Origin of the sequence: Streptomyces milbemycinicus, assembly GCF_002154605.1 — a bacterium.
GTDB classification, from domain to species: domain Bacteria; phylum Actinomycetota; class Actinomycetes; order Streptomycetales; family Streptomycetaceae; genus Streptomyces; species Streptomyces milbemycinicus.
The window spans coordinates 18415-36055 of sequence record NZ_MUNE01000251.1 but is presented as its reverse complement, the minus strand read 5'-3'; the positions used below and the strand labels follow the sequence as shown (position 1 = coordinate 36055).

The following is a 17641-nucleotide window of genomic DNA, read 5'->3' as shown; positions in this document are numbered from 1 at the left end:
TGCGGAGTATGCTGCGAGACCGATACAACGTCAACGCTTCCTTCCGGAATTATTCCGGAAGGAACTCCCCTTCCTGCATTCACCGATGACCGTCTGAGCTGTGCCTTCTCAGCACGATTCGAAGGCACCCGGTCGCGATGAGGATCTAGGGGTGGACAGGCCCGAAAAGTTTCCGGTAGCCCGCTGCGCCAGTACGCGCCGCGCGCGGGCCAGGACCGGTTTGTCGACCATCTGCCCGTCGACCGTGGTGACCGCCTCACCCGCGTCCAGGACGGCGCGCGCCCACCGCACCTCGCTCTCGGACGGGGTGAGTCCGTCGGCGACCGCCCCGAGCTGTGCGGGGTGGACACAGAGCTTTCCGGTCAAGCCCAGGCGTCGGGCGTGGGCGACGTCGGCGGCGAGCGCTTCCGCGTCCCGCACGGCGGTGGTGACACCGTCGACCGGTGGCCGGACGCCGGCCGCGGCCGAGGCGAGCACGAGACGCGAGCGCGCGTGGGCCAGCGCGATGTGGTCGTCGTGGGCGACGCCGAGCTGGGCGGCGAGGTCGACGTTGCCGAAGGCGGCCCGGACGACGCCCGGGGCGGCGCACACCTCACGGGCCCGTTCCACTCCGAGGGCCGTCTCGATGAGCGCGACGAGCGGACAGCGCCCGGCCGTGCGGACCGAGATGCCCGCGAGCACGGCCGGGTCCTCCGCCTTGGGCACCAGCACCGGGCAGCCGTGGTCGGCGGCCGTGTGCAGATCGGCCTCGAACCAGGGGGTTCCGGGCGGGTTGATCCGTACGACCGCCCGGCCGCCGCGGGCGAGCCAGGCGGCGGCATGGCCACGGGAGCGGTCCTTGTCCGCGGCGGGGACCGCGTCCTCCAGGTCGATGATGACCAGGTCGGCGCCGGAGGAGGCCGCCTTGTCGAAGCGGTCGGGCCGGTGTCCGGGCACGAAGAGCCATGTGCGCGCCGTGGTGAGGTGGTCCGTGGCCGGGCTCGAACGGCCGCCGTTCGGGGCGCTCATGCCCCCTCCCTCCCGCTCAGTCTTGGCGGCATGCGAACGTCACCTCGGCGGTGGCGTGCCGTGCCTCCCGATGGGTGGCGATACGGAGCTCGGCCCGCCCGTCGGCGGCAGCGCCGTCGGCCAGGATGCGCTCACCGGCGAAGACCGGTCGCCGCAGTCGGTAGGACAGCGTGCGTACGCGGCGCTCGGGGGCGTTGCGGCGGACCAGTTCGAGCATGAGCAGGGCCAGCAGCGGGCCGTGGACGACGAGGCCCGGATAGCCCTCCGTGTCGCGGCAGTACGGGGCGTCGTAGTGGATGCGGTGCGCGTTGGCGGTCAGGGCGCTGAACCGGAACAGCAGCGTGGGGTCGGGTTGCAGGCTCAGCCGCCACGGGTCCTCGGCCGTGGCGGTGGCCTGGTCGTCGAGTGCGGTCGGGTGCGCTCCGGCGGGGCCGCGGCCCGAGCGGTAGACGATGTCCTGTTCCTCGACCAGGCACAGGCGGCCGGACTGCCGGAATTCCTGGCGCTCGGTGATGAACAGCAGCTCACCGGTGCGGCCCTGCTTGGGTGTCACCGCGCTCAGGCTGCTGACGCGTTCGGTGGGCTCGCCGAGGCGCAGCGGTTCGCTGATCTCGCAGCGTCCCCCGGCGAACATGCGCTGCCGGTCGGGGATGGGCGGCAGAAAGCGGGCGTCACGCAGATGGCCATCGGCGCCCAGCTCGTGCTGGGCGGGCCAGTGCAGGAAGTAGAACCACTGCCACAGGGGTGGCAGCGGATTTCCGGCTCCGGCGACCGGGTCGGACAGATCGAGGAGCGCGGACACGGCGCCGACCGGACCCGGGTTCAGGGGGTCCTCCTCGGTGACCGGGGCGGGGCGCCACGATGTGACGTAGGAGCCGATCGGGGGCGGGGTGGCTGGCATGCTCTGTCCTTGCGTACGGCTCAACGGCCCTCAGGTGAGCGGGGGCCCGGTGGGTGAGCGGCACACGGCCGCGTCCGGTCAGAAGGTGGTCAGGCCCAGCGTGGCGCGGAAGGAGTTCTTGTTGGCCACGGCGTCACGCGGCGGGAGGGCGCGCGGCGGCTCGTCCGTGTCGATGAGCACCTGGGCGTAGGTGGTGGCGGCGCGCGCCCGGATGCGGGCGGCCAGGTCCTCGGTGCGGGCGGGGTCGGCGATCCGTACGGCGTCGCGGATGCCGAAGCCCTGGGCGACGGCGACGAGGTCGGTGCCCAGGCCGGTGTGGCTGGGCTGCATACCGGTCTCGCCGAAGTGGGCGTTGTCCAGGATGACGAGGGTGAGGTTGGGCGGCAGCTCGGCACCGATGGTGGCCAGCGCACCGATGCCCATGAGGTGTTCTCCGTCGCCGGTGACCGCGAGTACGGGGCGCTCGGGCCGGGCCAGAGCGAGGCCGAGGGCGAGCGGGGCGGCGGCGCCCATCGCGCCCCACAGATAGAAGGTGCCGGGGCGGTCGCCGGCCGCGAACACGTCGTAGCCGGGCGATCCGAGGCCGGTGACCACCAGGGTGTCCTCGGGGATGCGAGCCATCAGATCGGCGACGAAGCGGCGCCGCTCCAGGCGTGGAGTGGTGTCGGTGGCGGTCATCAGTGGCGCTCCCACTTCTTGCGGCCGATCAGCTTCTGTCCGAGCAGCACGGCGACGCGCTCACCCGCCTCGAACACCGAGTCCAGAGCCGCCTCGACGGTGTCCTCGACCTGCTCCGGGGTGTCGGCCCGTACGACGGTGATGCCCATGAGTTCCAGGGCCTGCTGGGTGGTGCGGCCCATGGGGCCCTGCCACGGATTGAACTCGGCGTACTCGCCGCGCATCGTCACCAGCGCCAGAAAGGGGAACCGGGCCATCTGCGGCAGCGAGAACATGTTGACGCAGTTGCCCACGCCGCTGCTCTGCATCAGCAGCACCGCCCGCTGCCCGCCCAGCCACGCCCCGCTGACCACGGCGACACCCTCCTCCTCGGTGGTCAGCACCACGTCGTGGATGGCGGGGTCCCGCTGGGCCTCCCTGATGACATGGGAGTGTCCGGAGTCGGGAACGTAGGCGATCTGCTGGACTCCGCGCTTCTTCAGGGCGGTGAACACGGCCTCCTGCCACGCAGGCGCCGGTGCATGGGTCTGGGTCATCCGCTGCGACTCCACTGCTCGGTCGGCTCGGTCGCCCCACATCATGTGCGCTGATGGCTGGGATTGGACAATAGAAAGCGGTGATGGCCACATGCCGTGGTGGCATGAGACTCACACGTCGTCCGGGCCTTCCCGCTCCGCCAGGAACGACGCCACGATCGCCCCGGCCGCCGAGCGGCACTCTTCGAAATATCCGTGCCGGGCGCCCTCGAAGATGTGGGTACGCGCCCCGGGGATGCGGGCGGCGAGCAGCGGTACGTTCGCGGCGGGGGTGAGCCGGTCCTCCGCTCCGTGCAGGATCAGGGTGGGTGCGCTGATCAGCGGGAGTGCGTCCCAGGCGTCGTGCTCATTGCTGGCCACCAGGTGGCGCCGCCGGGCGTGCGGCGGCATGGCGGGGTCGCCGAGGGTCTTATAGGGCCCGGGGTGTCCGGAGCGCCAGGCCGGGGTGTACATGAGGTCGATCAGCGCTTCCCTCGCCGCCCGCGCGTCGGCCTGGGCCAGGGAGCGCCGCACCGCCATGTCGCGTTCCGTCGCCTGGGGTCCGCCGGGTGAGGTGCAGCCGAGGACGAGCCGCCGGATCCGCTCCGGGTGGCGGGCGGCGACCCACTGGGCGACCCGCCCGCCCATGGAGGTCCCGTACAGGTCCGCGCGGTCGATGCCCAGGTGGTCGAGGACGGCGATCAGATCGTCGGCGAAGCCCTGCGTCGAGTAGGGCTCATCGGGTTTGCCGCTCTCCCCCGTGCCACGCCAGTCCATGGTGAGGGTGGTGTGCGTGGCGTGGAAATCCGCCCGTATGCCGTCCCACCAGTGGTGGTTGTTCGCCTGGCCCGCCAGGAGCACCAGCGGCCGTCCGGTGCCCTGGCGCTGATAGGCGAGGAGGGTGCCGTCCAGTGCGCGGGCGTGGCCGTTCGGCTGGTGGCTGTCGGTGGGTGCCATGCGGGTTTCTTGCCTTTCCTGGTTGAGCTGTCCGGTTCTCACCGGGCTGTCCGGCGGGCATTTCCCTTACCCGCGGACGTCATGTGTCGTCGGTGCGGTCGATCTGCGCGTGCAGCTGGGCAGAGGGCCATCGCCCCTGGTGTACGGCCGAGGCGATATGCCGGACCAGCTCCCGGGCGACGACCTCGGCCGCGGGTGGTGTCCGCCCGTTGCGCGGTGTGGCCAGGACGATCGAGCGCCATACGTCGGGGTCGCACAGCGGGGCCGCACTCAGCGTGCCCTCGGCCACGTCCTCGGCGATGCCCACCCCCGGCAGGACGGTCCAGCCGTGGCCGGCCCGGACGAGCTGTTTCTGCACCGGCATGGAGTTGGTCTGCACGACGATGTCCATCTCGACCGCGGCCCGGCCGGCGGCCCCGTCGATCAGGCTGCGCAGGGCGTGTCCGGCCGCGGGCATGACCAGTGGATGCTCGGCGACCCGCGCGAAGGGGACGGGGCGATCGCCGCGCAGCCCCTCGGACGGGGGCGCGACCACCCACAGATGCTCGCGCACCAGGGGGCGGACGTTCAGCGACGGGGTGCCGGCCAGGTTGTAGAGCAGCGTCAGGTCCAGGTCGCCGTCGTCCAGCCACTGCTGGAGGTGTCCGGAGTACGCCGTCATCAGGCGCAGCTCGATCCCGGGATGGTCGCGGGCGAGCGCGGACACCAACGGCTCCGCCAGCAGCTCGGTGGTGCTCTCGAGCAGGCCCACGGTGACGATGCCGGTCACCACGCCCGGGGTCGGCTGGACCTCGACACGGGCGCGCTCCAGCTCATTCAGCGCACGGCGGGCACGGTCGACCATGATGGCGCCGGCCCCGGTCGGCCGCATGCCCTGCCGGGTCCGCTCGAAGAGGGCGACGCCCAGCTCCTGCTCCAGGGTGCGGATCTGCCGGGTGACCGCGGGCTGCACCAGATGCAGCAGCTCCGCGGCCCGGGTGACGCTGCCGACCTCGGCGACCGTGACGAGTGCCTTGAGTTGTTTGACGTCCACCGCCCGCGCTCCCTGCCATCCTGACCCGGCATGGCCGCATCACAGATTGCTATTTCACGAACAACATCATGAGTGTCCATGATGACACTGGGCTCGGAACACGGGGATCGGGTGTGACGGGCCATGTCACGGAGCATGTCCTGGTCAGCCGTCTGGAGGTCGCCCATGACCGAGCCGCCGCTCTCCGGCATCACCGTCGTCAGCGTCGAGCAGGCGGTGGCGGCCCCGTTCGCCACCCGGCAGCTGGCCGACCTCGGCGCCCGGGTCATCAAGGTGGAGCGCCCGGGCGGGGGCGACTTCGCCCGCCGGTACGACACCACGGTGCACGGCGAGTCCAGCTACTTCGTATGGCTCAACCGGTCGAAGGAATCCCTGACCCTGGACCTGAAGTCGGCGCGCGGCCGGGACATCCTGGAGCGGCTGCTGGGTGAGGCCGATGTGTTCGTGCAGAACCTCGCGCCGGGCGCGGCCACCCGGCTGGGCCTGGGCGCGGACGCCCTCACCGAGCGCCACCCCACCCTCATCCCGTGCACCATCTCCGGCTACGGCACCAGCGGGCCGTGGGCCGACCGGAAGGCGTACGACCTGCTGGTGCAGTGCCAGACCGGTCTGGTCTCGCTCACCGGCAACGAACACGGCTCCGCCCGGGTGGGGGTGTCGATCGCCGACATCGCGGCCGGGATGTACGCGTACTCGGGGATCCTCACCGCGCTCTTCACCCGCGCGACCAGCGGCATCGCCCGTCCCGTGGAGGTGTCCCTGTTCGAGGCGCTGGCCGAGTGGCTGAGCCAGCCCGCGTACTACACCCGCCACGGCGGAACCCAGCCGCCACGACTCGGCACCCGGCACGCCACCATCGCCCCGTACGGCGCCTATCCGGCCGCCGACGGCGGGGAAGTCCTCTTCTCCGTCCAGAACGAGCGGGAGTGGACCGCGCTGTGCGAGCGGTTCCTGGACCGGCCGGAGCTGGTGGACGACCCTCGGTTCGCCACCGGACCGGCCCGGGTGGCCCATCGCCAGGAGCTCGACGCGATCGTGGCCGAGCGGTTCCGCACCCTGGCGAGCGGGGAGGCGATGGAGCTGCTGGACGCGGCGGGCATCGCCAACGCGGGGGTGAACAGCGTCGAGCAGTTCCTCGGCCATCCCGTACTGGACGCCCGGGGCCGCTGGCGCGACGTACGCATCCCGGGGGCCGTGGTGCCCGCGCTGCTGCCGCCCGTGGACCTCGCCGGGGTCACCCCCCGTATGGACGCGGTCCCGGCCGTCGGCGAGCACACCGACACGATCCTCGCCGGGCTGGGACACAGCGCAGCCGATATCGACACCCTCCGGGCCGAGCACGTCATCTGATCCGCCCGGTCCGCACACTCCGCGTCTTCCAGGAGCCTCACAGCATGAGCACCCTCGATATCCTGTCCGAGGACGAGCAGTTCATCGTCAGTACGGTGCGCGACTTCGTCGACAAGGACGTGAAACCGGTCGTCCAGGCCCTCGAACACGCCAACACCTACCCCGAGGCCCTGATCGAGCAGATGAAGCAGCTCGGCATCTTCGGGCTCGCCGTCCCCGAGGAGTACGGCGGCACCCCCGTCTCCACCCCCTGCTACGTCCTGATCACCGAAGAACTCGCCCGCGGCTGGATGAGCCTGGCGGGCGCGATGGGCGGCCACACCGTCGTCGCCAAGTTGCTGCTGCACTTCGGCACCGAGGAGCAGAAACGCCACTACCTGCCGAGGATGGCCACCGGCGAGATCCGGGCCACCATGGCGCTCACCGAGCCGGGCGGCGGCTCCGACCTCCAGGCCATGCGCACCGTCGCCCACAGGGAGGCGGACGGCTATGTGGTCAGCGGTTCGAAGACCTGGATCACCAACTCCCGCCGCTCCCAGCTCATCGCCCTGCTGTGCAAGACCGGCCCCGATGCCACCCCCGCGCACCAGGGCATCTCCATCCTGCTGGCCGAGCACGGGCCCGGTCTGACGGTCTCGCGCGATCTGCCCAAGCTCGGCTACAAGGGTGTGGAGAGCTGTGAGCTCTCCTTCGACGGTTACCGGGCACCGGCCGACGCTGTGCTGGGAGGTGTCGAGGGCAAGGGGTTCGCCCAGATGATGAAGGGACTGGAGACCGGCAGGCTCCAGGTCGCCGCCCGTGCGCTCGGGGTCGGCCGGGCGGCGTTCGAGGACGCGCTGGCCTACGCGCAGGAGCGCGAGTCGTTCGGCACACCGATCTGGAAACACCAGTCGATCGGCAACTACCTCGCCGACATGGCCACCTCGCTGACCGCGGCGCGCCAGCTCACCCTGTACGCGGCGCGCGAGGCCGACGCGGGCCGGCGCGTGGACATGGAGGCGGGCATGGCGAAGCTGTTCGCCTCCGAGACCGCCATGCAGATCGCGCTCAACGCCGTCCGTATCCACGGTGGTTACGGCTACTCCACCGAGTTCGACGTGGAGCGTTACTTCCGCGACGCGCCCCTGATGATCGTCGGTGAGGGCACCAACGAGATCCAGCGCAATGTGATCGCGGCTCAGCTCGTCAAGCGAGGAGGGCTGAAATGAGGATCGTCGGCCCGCTCTCGGAGGTGGCGCTCGCCCGGGCCGCCGTCCTCTGCCCGGGCGAGCGCCATCTCAAGGGGCGGTGAAGCGATACGGGCCGGAGCCCACGCCGTAGACGGCGCAGCCATCGTCGAGGCGCAGGAAGGTCGCCCCGGCGTGGCTGATCCCGGACGCGGCCCGGGAGGTGGCGGCCGGCAGCCATACCTCGGCGGTCGTATTGACCGGCACGGACACGTCCAGCGTGAACGCGCCGTCATTCGCCCGCGTCCACCGTGTGGTGATCGGGCCGTAGAGAGAGTCGTAGCGCCCGTTCGCCTCGTGTACGTCGCCGCCGGGGCGGGGCCGGATGACGATGCTGCGGAAGCCGGGCTCGCCCATGCCGATGCCGGTGATGTTCTGGTACATCCACTCGCCGACGGAGCCGTAGGCGTAGTGGTTGAACGAGTTCATACCGGGATCCTGGAAGCTCCCATCAGGTCTGAGGGAGTCCCAGCGCTCCCACATCGTCGTCGAGCCCCGGTCGATCTGATATCCCCAGGAGGGGAACGTCCGCTGTTCCAGCAGTTGGTAGGCGACGTCGGTGTGGCCGGTGGCGGTGAGCGTGGGCAACAGGCGCGGGGTGCCGAGGAAGCCGGTGGACAGATGCCGGTCCTTGCTTCGGATCAGCTCGACGAGCCGTTCGGCGGCGGGTGTTCGCGCGCTGTCCGGCAGCAGGTCCATGGACAGCGCCAGGACGTAAGCCGTCTGGGTGTTGCCCTTGACGGTGCCGTCGGCGGACACATACGCCCGGTTGAACGCCTCGCGGACCTTCGCGGCCAGCGTGTCGTACGGCGCGGGGTCGTGGCCCAGCACCCTCGCGGCCTTGGCGACCAGCTGTGTGCTGTGCGCGAAGTACGCGGTGGCGATGACGTCCTTGGGGGTCTCGTCGGCCACGTTGAGCCAGTCGCCGTATCCTTCCGCGGGCCGTAGACAGCCGCTGCTGTGCTGCTCCAGATACGTGATCCAGGCCCGCATCGCGGGAAAGTTGTCCGCCAGTATCTGCCGGTCCCCGTAGGCCTGGTAGAGGTTCCACGGCACGGTGACGCCGGCGTCGCCCCAGCCGGCCGTGCCCTCGCCGAGGTTGCCGATACGGGGCGCGACATCGGGGAACGCCCCGGCGTCGGACTGCCCGTCGCGCAGATCCCGGAGCCACTTGGCGAGGAAGCGGGCGGATTCCATGGTGTAGGCGGCGGTGGCGGAGAACACATTGATGTCCCCGGTCCACCCGAGCCGTTCGTCGCGGGCCGGAGTGTCGGTGGGGACGGACAGGAAGTTGCCCCGCTGGCCCCAGGTGATGTTGCGGTGCAATTGGTCGAGCATCGGCACATCGGTCGTGAACGACATGGTGAAGGGGGCTCCGGTGTGCATGACGCGCCCGGTGACGGACTTTGTGTCCGGGGTGCCGGGATAGCCGGTGACCTCGACATAGCGGAAGCCGTGGAAGGTGAAGCGCGGTTCGAACGTCTCCGTCCCCGAGCCCTTCAGGGTGTACGAGTCGGTCGCCTGGGCGGTGCGCAGATTGGCGGTGTAGAGCATGCCGTCCTTGTCCAGGACCTCGGCGTGGCGCAGCCGCACGGTCCGCCCGGCCTCGCCACGGACCCGCAGCCGCACCGAGCCCACCATGTTCTGGCCCAGGTCGAAGACGTACACACCGGGCTTGGGCTCGGTGACGCGGACGGCGGCCAGCTCCCTCGCCACCCGGACCGGGGCATCCGTCTGGGCCACCACGGACACGGCGGATGTGGTGTCGGCCGGCACCACGTCGACGGATTGCCAGAGGGAGTCGTCGAACGCGGGAGAGGACCAGCCGGACACTTCCAGCCGGGCGTCGTACTCCTCTCCGGCCATCAGGTCGGCGGTCAGGATCGGGCCCGTGGCGCAGCGCCAGTGCGTGTCGGCGGTGACGCGGTCGGTGCTGCCGTCGGCGTACGTGACCTCGAGCTCCGCCCGTAGGGCGGGCCGCTCGCCGTACAGCTCCTGCCCGAACCACGCGACGCTGCCGGAGTACCAGCCGGAGGCGAGGATCACGCCGATGGCGTTGGCGCCGTGCCGGAGCAGATCGGTGACGTCGTACGTCTGGTACTGGACGCGCTTGCGGTAGTCGGTCCAGCCGGGGGCGAGTTGGTCCCGGCCGACGCGGTGGCCGTTGATCTCGGCCTCGTACAGCCCGAGTGCCGTCGAGTACAGCCGCGCCCGCGCGACGGGCTTCGCGGCGAGCCGGAAGTCGCGGCGCACCAGGGCGGGCCGCTGCGCCGCCCGCACCCTGCCCCACGGCCCGCCGCCCCACGGGGCGAGCACCTTGGCGGCGGCCCAGCCGCCGTCGTCGTATGCGGGCAGGTGCCAGTCACCGGACGGCTCCGTGTCGGTGGCCTTCCAGGCGGCGGAGGTGGTGAGGGAACGGACACCGTCCGTGTCCGTCAGCTCCAGGACACCCAGCAGTCCGGCGGGGCTCGACGAGGCGTTGACCGCGGCGACGGCGATGGTGTTGGCCCCTTCGCGGAGCAGGGCGGTGACATCGACGACCACCGGATGGCGCCAGTTCTCCTGAACGGGAGCGCGCCCCCCGATCTCGGTGCCGTTGACCCATGCGGTGAACCCGTCGTCGGCGACCAGCGCCAGACGGGCGAGCCGCACACTTCCGGACACGTCGAGGGAGCCCCGGAAGTACCGGGTCCCGGCGGGCGCGCTGGAGGCCGGGTCGCCCTCGGGGTACCAGACCCAGTCGGCCTTGGCCAGGTCGGGGCCCCGGGTCACCGTGTCCGGCGCGGCGACCCACCTCGCCGCCCCCTCGTCCTCGGTGCCCAGCCCGGTCTCCCACCACGTGGGCTCGCTCCAGGGCGAGGGCCGGCCCTGGCCGTCCCAGACCCGGACGGCCCAGTGGTAACGGGTCCGGGCGCGCAGCTTCGGGCCGTCGTACGGGACCAGAACGGACTGGTGGGAGCTCACCTTGCCGCTGTCCCAGACGTCCGGGGCGCCGATCCGGCCCGGGGAGGTCGCGACGCGCAGCTGGTACGCGCTCTGCGACTGGTTGCGGCGGTCCGAGCCGAGCTGCCAGCTGAGGCGAGGGTGCGGGGCGTCCAGACCGAGCGGGCGGTCGGCGTATTCCACGGTGGTCTTCTCGACCCGGAGCCCGCCGTATCCGGGCTCGGCTGCCTCGGCTTTCCCGGTGGTTGCCGCGAGGGCGGTCAGGCCCGTCAGGGCGGGGCCCGCAGCGGTGGCGGTGCCGAGGAGGTTCCTTCTGCTGATCACATGCGTCTCCCGGGTGAGGAGGGCTTGGCAAGAGCAGGGCAGGGCTGCACCTATCCGCGACGTGAAACGATTCAATCACTGGGCGCACTGCGACTCACACCCGCACACCCATGTGAGTGCTACACGACAACGGTGGACACTTTTGGCGCCCGGAAGCAGCGACGTTCACTGTCGCGTCAGAGTTGAATCGTGTCAATGCTTTGCGCAGCGACTGTCCGGAAGCGACTGCGACCGGATGTCTCAGCGGGCGGAGACGCCTGTCTCCGGGGCGGATGCGGCCACCAGCGCCGACAGCAGGCCCGGGAAGCGCCCCTCCATCTCGTCCGTGCGGAGCGTGTTCATCTTCGTTGTCCCGACGTAGTACTGCCGGATCACCCCCGCCTCCCGCAACACATTGAAGTGGTGCGTCAGCGTGGACCGGGACACCGACACATCGAAGGTGCCGCAGCTGATGTCCTCGTCGGCGCGGGCCAGTTGGGACACCACGGCGCGCCGCACCGGATCCACCAGGGCGTCCAGCACCTGCTGCAACGAGACCTCCGCCATGGCAGGGTGCTCCACCGTCCGTGAAGAGGAGCGGGGGCGGGCCATGGCGACTCCTTGGAGCGACTTCTGCGTGTTCAGGTCATAGTACGACGCCCGTCGAATGCCGACGAGCGTCAAGGTTTGACGGACCGCCCAGCCCGGCTGACCGTCACCGGTCGCGGGGACGAGACGCGGGTCAGCCCGGAACGCGCTCCGCGCTGACCACGTCGACGGCGACGCGGCGGTGGGCGGCGAACAGGTCGAGCGCGCCCTGAACATCACGCGACCGCAGCGCGGCGACGAGCTCGCGGTGCTCCTCGGGGACCCGGGTGAGGTAGCCCTCGGTGCTGTGACCGATCCGGGTCAGCAGAAACAGATGGACCTGACAGCGGATGGCCTCCCACGCCTCCGCCAGACGCTGATGGCCGGCAGTGGCGAAAACCGCGTCATGGAATCCAATGTCCAGACGGACCATCTCGTGCTCGTCCCGCGCCCGCTCCATCAGCCCCGCCACCTTCTCCAGGGACACGAAGTCCTCCTCCGAGGCATGAGCGATGATCCGCTCGACGGCCAGCCGCTCCAGCGCGCCGCGCAGACTCTCCAGCTCCGCCACATCCTCGGACGACAGGGTGGTCACCACCGTGCCGCGGTGCCAGGCACACCGGACCAGGCCCTCGCGCTCCAGGATCCGCAGCGCCTCCCGCACGGGGCCACGGCTGACGTCCATCACGCCCGACAGCTCCACCTCACGCAGCTGCGCACCAGGGGCGTAGGCTCCGTTGAAGATCGCCTCCCGGATCTGGTCCGCCACCTCCTCGGCAAGACCACGACGCCGCGCCGGGGACACTTTGCCCGTTTCACCCATGATCTCAACCTCCCCAATGTCGCAATGTTAACTTGAGCATGTTGGAATCATTGTCAACATTACGACAATGGCTCTCCGTGCGTCGCCACGCCGGGATATCGTGTCCGGTGCCTGAGAGGAGCGAGGGGATGAGCAGCCGGACGGGATGGATAGGGGTCGCCGCCGCGGCGGTGGTCGCGGTCGCCGGATGCGGTGGAGGGGGCGGCAGCGGATCGCGGGCCGCTGAGTCCGACCGGCCATCGGAACCGCAGCGGACGTCAGCGGCGCCCTCCCCATCGGCACCGTCGCCCTCGGCTTCCTCGCCCTCGGCACCGGCCGCCACCCGGCTCTCCCCCGCGGATCTGCAGGGGCGGTGGTGGACATGGGCGGCGTCGGAAGAGACGTCGACGAACCCGGTCGCCGACGAGGACGGGCGGTCGTGCCACCGTAACCAGCCGGACGATGTGTGGTTTCTGGCCGGGACCTTCGGCGGGCAGGCCGAACGGACCTGCACCGTGCCAAGTGGCCGTCCCGTCGCCTTTCCCCTCATCAACCTCGTGGGCGGCCCGGCGGACTGCGCCGACTTCATGGAAACGGCCTCGGGCACGGCGAGCCTGGACGGCCGGGACATCAGCCCGGATCGCTACCTCGGGACGACGATCACGGGGACGGCCGCGCCCGGAAACCCCGTGACCGATTCGAGCGGCCGGTTCAGCGGGACGGGGTGCGGGCTGTGGGTTCAGTTGCCCCCGCTCAAGGCCGGGAAGCACACGCTGAAAATCCGGGGCAGGTCCGCAGACTTCACGGTCGCAGTGGACTATGCGTTGACCGTGGCGGCGCCCGGCACCGCCTGAGTCACCCAGGCGGCAGGCGCAGCCCCGCGATGAGGAGTTCGACCAGTCGTCGTGCGTCGTAGTGGGGGTTGTGCTCGGCGCCGATGCAGAGGTTTCCGACGCCGCGCATGAGCTGGATGGCCTCCACGTCGGATCGGATCTCGCCGGAATCGACCGCGGCGTCGAGCAGCTGGGTGCACACGGGCACGAGGCGGTCGAGGAAGTAGGCGTGCAGCGTCTCGAAGCCCGCGTTGTCGGACTGCAGCACGGCGGCGAGTCCGTGCTTGGTGACCAGGAAATCGACGAAGAGGTTGATCCACTGCCCCAGCGCGGCGTGCGGGGTCGCGCTGCTCGCCAGCAGGGCAGGACCGGCCTCGGCGCATGCCTCGACCTGGTGCCGGTAGACGGCGATGATCAGATCCGCTCGCGTCGGGAAGTGGCGGTAGATCGTGCCCACCCCGACGCCGGCTTTGGCCGCGATGTCACGTACAGGCGCTTCCACGCCTGACGCCACGAAGACCGCGGCGGCCGCGTCGAGCAGGGTCTCCTCGTTGCGCCGGGCGTCCGCCCGCTTGGACCGGGCCGCGCGTCCCGCGCCCCCGTCGCTGTCGTTCACCGCACCGCTCCTTCCACTGCAGAGACTGCCGAGCCGCCGCCAAGCCCACTGCCGAATCGCTGCCGAGCCATGACCGGACTTGTAAAGCGGAACAACGTTCCGTATCGTTTTTCCGGAACGAGGTTCCGCTTGCTCATGATGCCAGAGCGGGGACCCGGCTTCCAAACCACGCATTGTCATCACGCGAAACCGCCACGCTTCATCCGCAGTGGAGGAACACAGTCATGCAGTACCGCACCTTGGGCCGCACCGGTGTGCAGGTCAGCTCTCTCGCACTCGGCGCCATGAACTTCGGCAGGATCGGGCGCACCACCCAGGACGAGGCCACCGCCATCGTCGATGCCGCTCTCGAGGGCGGGATCAACCTCATCGACACCGCCGACATGTACAGCGCGGGCGAGTCGGAAGAGATGGTCGGCAAGGCCATCGCCGGCCGCCGCGACGACATCGTGCTGGCCACGAAGGCGGGCATGCCGATGGGCGACGAGCGCAACCATCGGGGCAGTTCGCGCCGCTGGCTGGTCACCGAACTGGACAACAGCCTGCGCCGGCTCGGTGTCGACCATGTCGATCTCTACCAGATCCACCGCTGGGACCCGAACACCAGCGACGAGGAGACGCTGTCGGCGCTCACCGACCTCCAGCGTGCCGGAAAGATCCGCCACTTCGGCTCCTCGACGTTTCCCGCATACCGCATCGTGCAGGCCCAGTGGGCCGCCCGCGAGCACCACCTGAGCCGCTATGTCACCGAGCAGCCCAGCTACTCGATCCTGCAGCGCGGTATCGAGAGCGATGTGCTGCCCGTGACCGAGCAGTACGGGCTCGGTGTGCTGGTGTGGAGCCCGCTGGCCTCGGGCTGGCTGTCGGGCGCGATCCGCGAGGGCCGGGAGATCGCCACCAGCCGCTCGACGTTCATGCCGGAACGCTTCGACACCACCATCCCCGCCAACCGGGCCAGGCTCGACGCCGTCGAGCGGCTGGCCGAAGTCGCCGAAGAGGCCGGTCTGACCATGATCCAGCTCGCACTCGGATTTGTGACCGCGCATCCCGCCGTGACCAGCGCGCTCATCGGCCCCCGCACCCTGGACCATCTGCACACGCAACTCGCCGCCGCCGACACCGTGCTCTCGGCCGATGTGCTCGACGCCATCGACGCGATCGTCGCGCCCGGTGTCGACCTGGCCGCGCACGAGAAGCACGACACTCCGCCCGCGCTGCTCGACCCGTCGCTGCGGCGCCGCTGACCGTCCGGAAAGGATCAACAGCTCCATGCCGCATACACCCCGACCCCGTTTCGGCATCATGACCGCCCCCATGCAGGTCGACTACCACGACGTCCTGCGGGTCTGGTGCGAGGCGGACACCATCCCGGAGATCGAGCACGCCTGGTTGTTCGATCACCTCATGCCGATCGGCGGCGACCCGAACGGACCGACGTACGAGGGCTGGACACTGCTCTCGGCCCTCGCCGCCCACACCCGACGGCTACGGCTCGGCCTGCTGGTGACCAGCAACCGGTTCCGGCCGCCCGCGATGCTGGCCAAGATCGCCACGACCGTGGACATCGTCTCCGGTGGACGGCTCGACTTCGGCATCGGCGTCGGCTCACGCCCCAGCCCTCCCGCGGCCCACCGCGAGTACGCGGCACACGGCCTGCCCTTCCATGACACCGCGCACGCCGTGGGGAGCCTCGCCGAGGCCTGTACGGTGATCCGGCGGCTGTGGACCGAGCAGGAGCCGTTCGACTTCGACGGCACCTACCACCAGCTCACCGGGGCGTTCGGCAACCCGAAACCCGTCCAGCGCCCCCATCCGCCGATCCTCATCGGCGGACGCTCGGCCCCGACACTGCGCGTGGCCGCCGAACACGCCGATCTGTGGAACATCCCCGGAGGCGACATCGACGACGTCGTGAGCCGCAGTGCGCTGCTGGACCGCTACTGCGCCGAGATCGGTCGCGACCCCGCCTCGATCACCCGCTCGATCCACCTGCCCGTCTCGTACGACCGGCCCGGCGCCACCCGGGACGCGATCGGCGAGGCGATCGACGCCGGCTTCCTGCACATCGTCCTCGGACTGTCGACGCCCTACCCCGTCAACGTGGCACGGTGGGTCGCCGACGAGCTCATCAACACATCGGCCCGGGGCAAGTCCTCGTAGCGCCCGCGTACGGGCCGTGGCGCGCGGGGCCCTACCTCGTCCCCGCAAGGACCTCCGCCGCGGCCACCCCGGACGCGGTGGTCGCGCCATGGGTGGAGATGTGCACCGCGCCGGGGGCGGTGGCGCCCGGCAGGCCCATCTCCACGACGATCGCGTCCGGGCGCGCGGTGACGAGGTCCGTCAGGGCGCCGCCCATCCACGGGTGCCGGGAAGCATCCCTGACGACGACCACCAGCGGACGTCCGGAGGCGGGGGTCAGCGCGGACGCCTCCAGAGTGGCTGCCCGCGTCCGCAACTCCTGCGGGTGGATCCGGACGGAGGTCGTGCCGGGAAGCCGTTCGCTCAGCGGTGCGGCGACGCCCCAGGGGGTCTCCTTGCCGATGGCCAGGTTGGTGGCGGGCACCAGCTCCACCACATGCGGCGGCGCGGCCAGGGGCAGCGACCCCGCTACGGAGCCGGTCATACGGATGGCCCGGCGGGCGGCGACGAAGCCGATGGCGCCGTCGACCGCACCGGCCGGGGCGGACCGGCCCAGCTCCGTCGACCACTCGGCGAACGCCCGGACCCGCTCCGACGCCTCCGCCAGCCGCTCCTCGGCGAGTTCCCCGGCGGCCACGGCGTCGACGAGGGCGGTGGCGAGCAGTTGGGCGGTGGCCTCCTCGGCGCTCTCCCCGCCGACGCAGACGGCGTCGGCCCCGGCGGCGACGGCGCGCACCGCGGCCGCGTCGATCCCGTAGCGGTCGGCGACTGCCCCCATCTCGATGGCGTCGGTGACGATCAGCCCGTCGAATCCGAGCTCCTGGCGCAGCAGGCCGTCGAGGATTCGGCGGCTGAGGGTGGCGGGCAGATCCAGGTCGTAGGCGGGCACCAGCAGGTGGCCGCTCATGACCGCGCGGACCCCCGCGTCCAGCGCGGCGCGGAACGGCGGCAGGGCCTGTGCGGCGATCCGGTCGAGGTCGGCGTCGTAACTGGGCAGGCCGTGGTGGGAGTCGACGGCGACGTCCCCATGGCCGGGGAAGTGTTTGGCGCAGGCGGCGACCCCGGCCGACTGGAGTCCTTTGATCCACGCGGCGGCGTGCCGGGACACCGTTTTGGCGTCCGCCCCGAAGGATCTGACCCCGATGATGGGGTTGTCCGGGTTGGAGTTGACGTCCACGGTGGGCGCGAAGTTCAGGCTGATGCCCGCTCCACGCAGTTGGCGGCCCAGATCGGCGGCGACGGACTCGGTCAGCTCGGTGTCGTCCACCGTCCCGAGGGCGAGATTGCCGGGACGGGTGGAGCCGGTCGCGGACTCGATCCGGGTGACATCACCGGCCTCCTCGTCGATCGCTACGATCAACGACGGGTTCTCGGCGCGGAGTTGCGCGGTCAGCCGGGCGAGCTGGTCCGGGGATTCGATATTGCGTGAAAAGATCACGACGGACGCCAGGCCGTTACCGATGTCACGCAGGATCCACTCCGGCGCCTCCGTGCCCACGAACCCCGGTTGCAGGACGGAGAGTGCGAGTCGTCGCAGGTCCGTGCCGGGCTTGCTGGTGGACATCGATCACGCCTTTCGAAGAGCGCCAACACACCGATAACACCGACGCCGCCCACGACATCGATGATCTTTGGTACAGACCAACGGATACTCGCCCAGTCGAATCACCGGTGTCAAGGAGCGGTCCACGCGGTGGGCTTCGGCCAACAGCACTAGGGGATTCCCTTGTTGACAACGTATATGGTCTA

The 17641-nt window shown here is 70.6% G+C and carries 16 protein-coding genes; 5 read left to right on the top strand and 11 right to left on the bottom strand.

Going from position 1 to position 17641, the window contains the following annotated elements:
• Positions 1–108: 108 nt before the first annotated feature.
• The 6 genes from CCN51_RS20905 to CCN51_RS20880 all read right to left on the bottom strand — a co-directional run bounded on the left by CCN51_RS20905 (position 109) and on the right by CCN51_RS20880 (position 5092).
• The gene (locus CCN51_RS20905) at positions 109–1008 is read right to left on the bottom strand and encodes an HpcH/HpaI aldolase/citrate lyase family protein (protein WP_014173356.1); all 900 of its coding nucleotides are present in this window, start codon (positions 1006–1008) and stop codon (positions 109–111) included.
• Between the two features lie 16 nt (positions 1009–1024).
• Complete coding sequence (locus CCN51_RS20900; RefSeq protein ID WP_014173357.1) at positions 1025–1909, bottom strand: HTD2 family dehydratase; 885 nt, start codon at positions 1907–1909, stop codon at positions 1025–1027.
• Between the two features lie 78 nt (positions 1910–1987).
• Positions 1988–2587, bottom strand: coding sequence for a thiamine pyrophosphate-dependent enzyme (locus CCN51_RS20895; protein WP_014173358.1), 600 nt, complete (start codon positions 2585–2587; stop codon positions 1988–1990).
• Positions 2587–3123, bottom strand: a complete 537-nt coding sequence (locus CCN51_RS20890; RefSeq protein ID WP_014173359.1) for a thiamine pyrophosphate-binding protein — start codon at positions 3121–3123, stop codon at positions 2587–2589. Before CCN51_RS20890 ends, CCN51_RS20895 begins: the two co-directional genes overlap by 1 nt.
• Before the next feature lie 111 nt (positions 3124–3234).
• The gene (locus CCN51_RS20885; protein WP_014173360.1) at positions 3235–4059 is read right to left on the bottom strand and encodes an alpha/beta fold hydrolase; all 825 of its coding nucleotides are present in this window, start codon (positions 4057–4059) and stop codon (positions 3235–3237) included.
• Positions 4060–4138: 79 nt separating this feature from the next.
• Entirely contained in the window at positions 4139–5092 is a 954-nt protein-coding gene (locus tag CCN51_RS20880) for a LysR family transcriptional regulator (RefSeq protein WP_014173361.1), read from the bottom strand.
• A gap of 165 nt (positions 5093–5257) precedes the next feature.
• On the opposite strand from CCN51_RS20880, the gene CCN51_RS20875 reads away from it, so the two are divergent.
• Positions 5258–6442 (top strand): CaiB/BaiF CoA transferase family protein, encoded by a 1185-nt coding sequence (locus CCN51_RS20875; protein ID WP_014173362.1) that lies wholly within the window; start codon positions 5258–5260, stop codon positions 6440–6442.
• Positions 6443–6486: 44 nt separating this feature from the next.
• The gene (locus tag CCN51_RS20870) at positions 6487–7650 is read left to right on the top strand and encodes an acyl-CoA dehydrogenase family protein (protein WP_014173363.1); all 1164 of its coding nucleotides are present in this window, start codon (positions 6487–6489) and stop codon (positions 7648–7650) included.
• 69 nt (positions 7651–7719) lie between these two features.
• Here the strand turns inward: CCN51_RS20870 and CCN51_RS20865 are convergent, their stop codons facing one another.
• From CCN51_RS20865 to CCN51_RS20855, 3 genes are all read right to left on the bottom strand, one after another.
• Entirely contained in the window at positions 7720–10935 is a 3216-nt protein-coding gene (locus CCN51_RS20865) for an alpha-L-rhamnosidase (RefSeq protein WP_014173364.1), read from the bottom strand.
• Positions 10936–11175: 240 nt separating this feature from the next.
• On the bottom strand, positions 11176–11526 hold the full coding sequence (locus CCN51_RS20860; protein ID WP_043486070.1) for an ArsR/SmtB family transcription factor: 351 nt from the start codon (positions 11524–11526) through the stop codon (positions 11176–11178).
• 130 nt (positions 11527–11656) lie between these two features.
• On the bottom strand, positions 11657–12307 hold the full coding sequence (locus CCN51_RS20855) for a GntR family transcriptional regulator (RefSeq protein ID WP_014173366.1): 651 nt from the start codon (positions 12305–12307) through the stop codon (positions 11657–11659).
• A gap of 146 nt (positions 12308–12453) precedes the next feature.
• On the opposite strand from CCN51_RS20855, the gene CCN51_RS20850 reads away from it, so the two are divergent.
• Positions 12454–13158, top strand: coding sequence for a hypothetical protein (locus CCN51_RS20850; protein WP_043486074.1), 705 nt, complete (start codon positions 12454–12456; stop codon positions 13156–13158).
• 1 nt (position 13159) lies between these two features.
• On the opposite strand, the gene CCN51_RS20845 is transcribed toward CCN51_RS20850, so the two are convergent.
• The gene (locus CCN51_RS20845) at positions 13160–13753 is read right to left on the bottom strand and encodes a TetR/AcrR family transcriptional regulator (RefSeq protein WP_014173368.1); all 594 of its coding nucleotides are present in this window, start codon (positions 13751–13753) and stop codon (positions 13160–13162) included.
• A 224-nt stretch (positions 13754–13977) separates the two neighbouring features.
• Here CCN51_RS20845 and CCN51_RS20840 point away from each other — a divergent pair, with 224 nt between their 5' ends.
• Complete coding sequence (locus CCN51_RS20840) at positions 13978–14997, top strand: aldo/keto reductase (protein ID WP_014173369.1); 1020 nt, start codon at positions 13978–13980, stop codon at positions 14995–14997.
• Between the two features lie 25 nt (positions 14998–15022).
• Positions 15023–15913 (top strand): LLM class flavin-dependent oxidoreductase, encoded by an 891-nt coding sequence (locus CCN51_RS20835; protein ID WP_043486076.1) that lies wholly within the window; start codon positions 15023–15025, stop codon positions 15911–15913.
• Between the two features lie 31 nt (positions 15914–15944).
• Here the strand turns inward: CCN51_RS20835 and CCN51_RS20830 are convergent, their stop codons facing one another.
• Positions 15945–17456 (bottom strand): glycoside hydrolase family 3 protein, encoded by a 1512-nt coding sequence (locus CCN51_RS20830; RefSeq protein ID WP_014173371.1) that lies wholly within the window; start codon positions 17454–17456, stop codon positions 15945–15947.
• Between the last annotated feature and the right edge of the window lie 185 nt (positions 17457–17641).

Coding starts and splice junctions, on each gene's coding strand:
- CCN51_RS20905 (WP_014173356.1), bottom strand. CDS start 1,008: ATGAGCGCCCCGAACGGCGGCCGTTCGAGCCCGGCCACGGACCACCTC.
- CCN51_RS20900 (WP_014173357.1), bottom strand. CDS start 1,909: ATGCCAGCCACCCCGCCCCCGATCGGCTCCTACGTCACATCGTGGCGC.
- CCN51_RS20895 (WP_014173358.1), bottom strand. CDS start 2,587: ATGACCGCCACCGACACCACTCCACGCCTGGAGCGGCGCCGCTTCGTC.
- CCN51_RS20890 (WP_014173359.1), bottom strand. CDS start 3,123: ATGACCCAGACCCATGCACCGGCGCCTGCGTGGCAGGAGGCCGTGTTC.
- CCN51_RS20885 (WP_014173360.1), bottom strand. CDS start 4,059: ATGGCACCCACCGACAGCCACCAGCCGAACGGCCACGCCCGCGCACTG.
- CCN51_RS20875 (WP_014173362.1), top strand. CDS start 5,258: ATGACCGAGCCGCCGCTCTCCGGCATCACCGTCGTCAGCGTCGAGCAG.
- CCN51_RS20870 (WP_014173363.1), top strand. CDS start 6,487: ATGAGCACCCTCGATATCCTGTCCGAGGACGAGCAGTTCATCGTCAGT.
- CCN51_RS20860 (WP_043486070.1), bottom strand. CDS start 11,526: ATGGCCCGCCCCCGCTCCTCTTCACGGACGGTGGAGCACCCTGCCATG.
- CCN51_RS20850 (WP_043486074.1), top strand. CDS start 12,454: ATGAGCAGCCGGACGGGATGGATAGGGGTCGCCGCCGCGGCGGTGGTC.
- CCN51_RS20840 (WP_014173369.1), top strand. CDS start 13,978: ATGCAGTACCGCACCTTGGGCCGCACCGGTGTGCAGGTCAGCTCTCTC.
- CCN51_RS20835 (WP_043486076.1), top strand. CDS start 15,023: ATGCCGCATACACCCCGACCCCGTTTCGGCATCATGACCGCCCCCATG.
- CCN51_RS20830 (WP_014173371.1), bottom strand. CDS start 17,456: ATGTCCACCAGCAAGCCCGGCACGGACCTGCGACGACTCGCACTCTCC.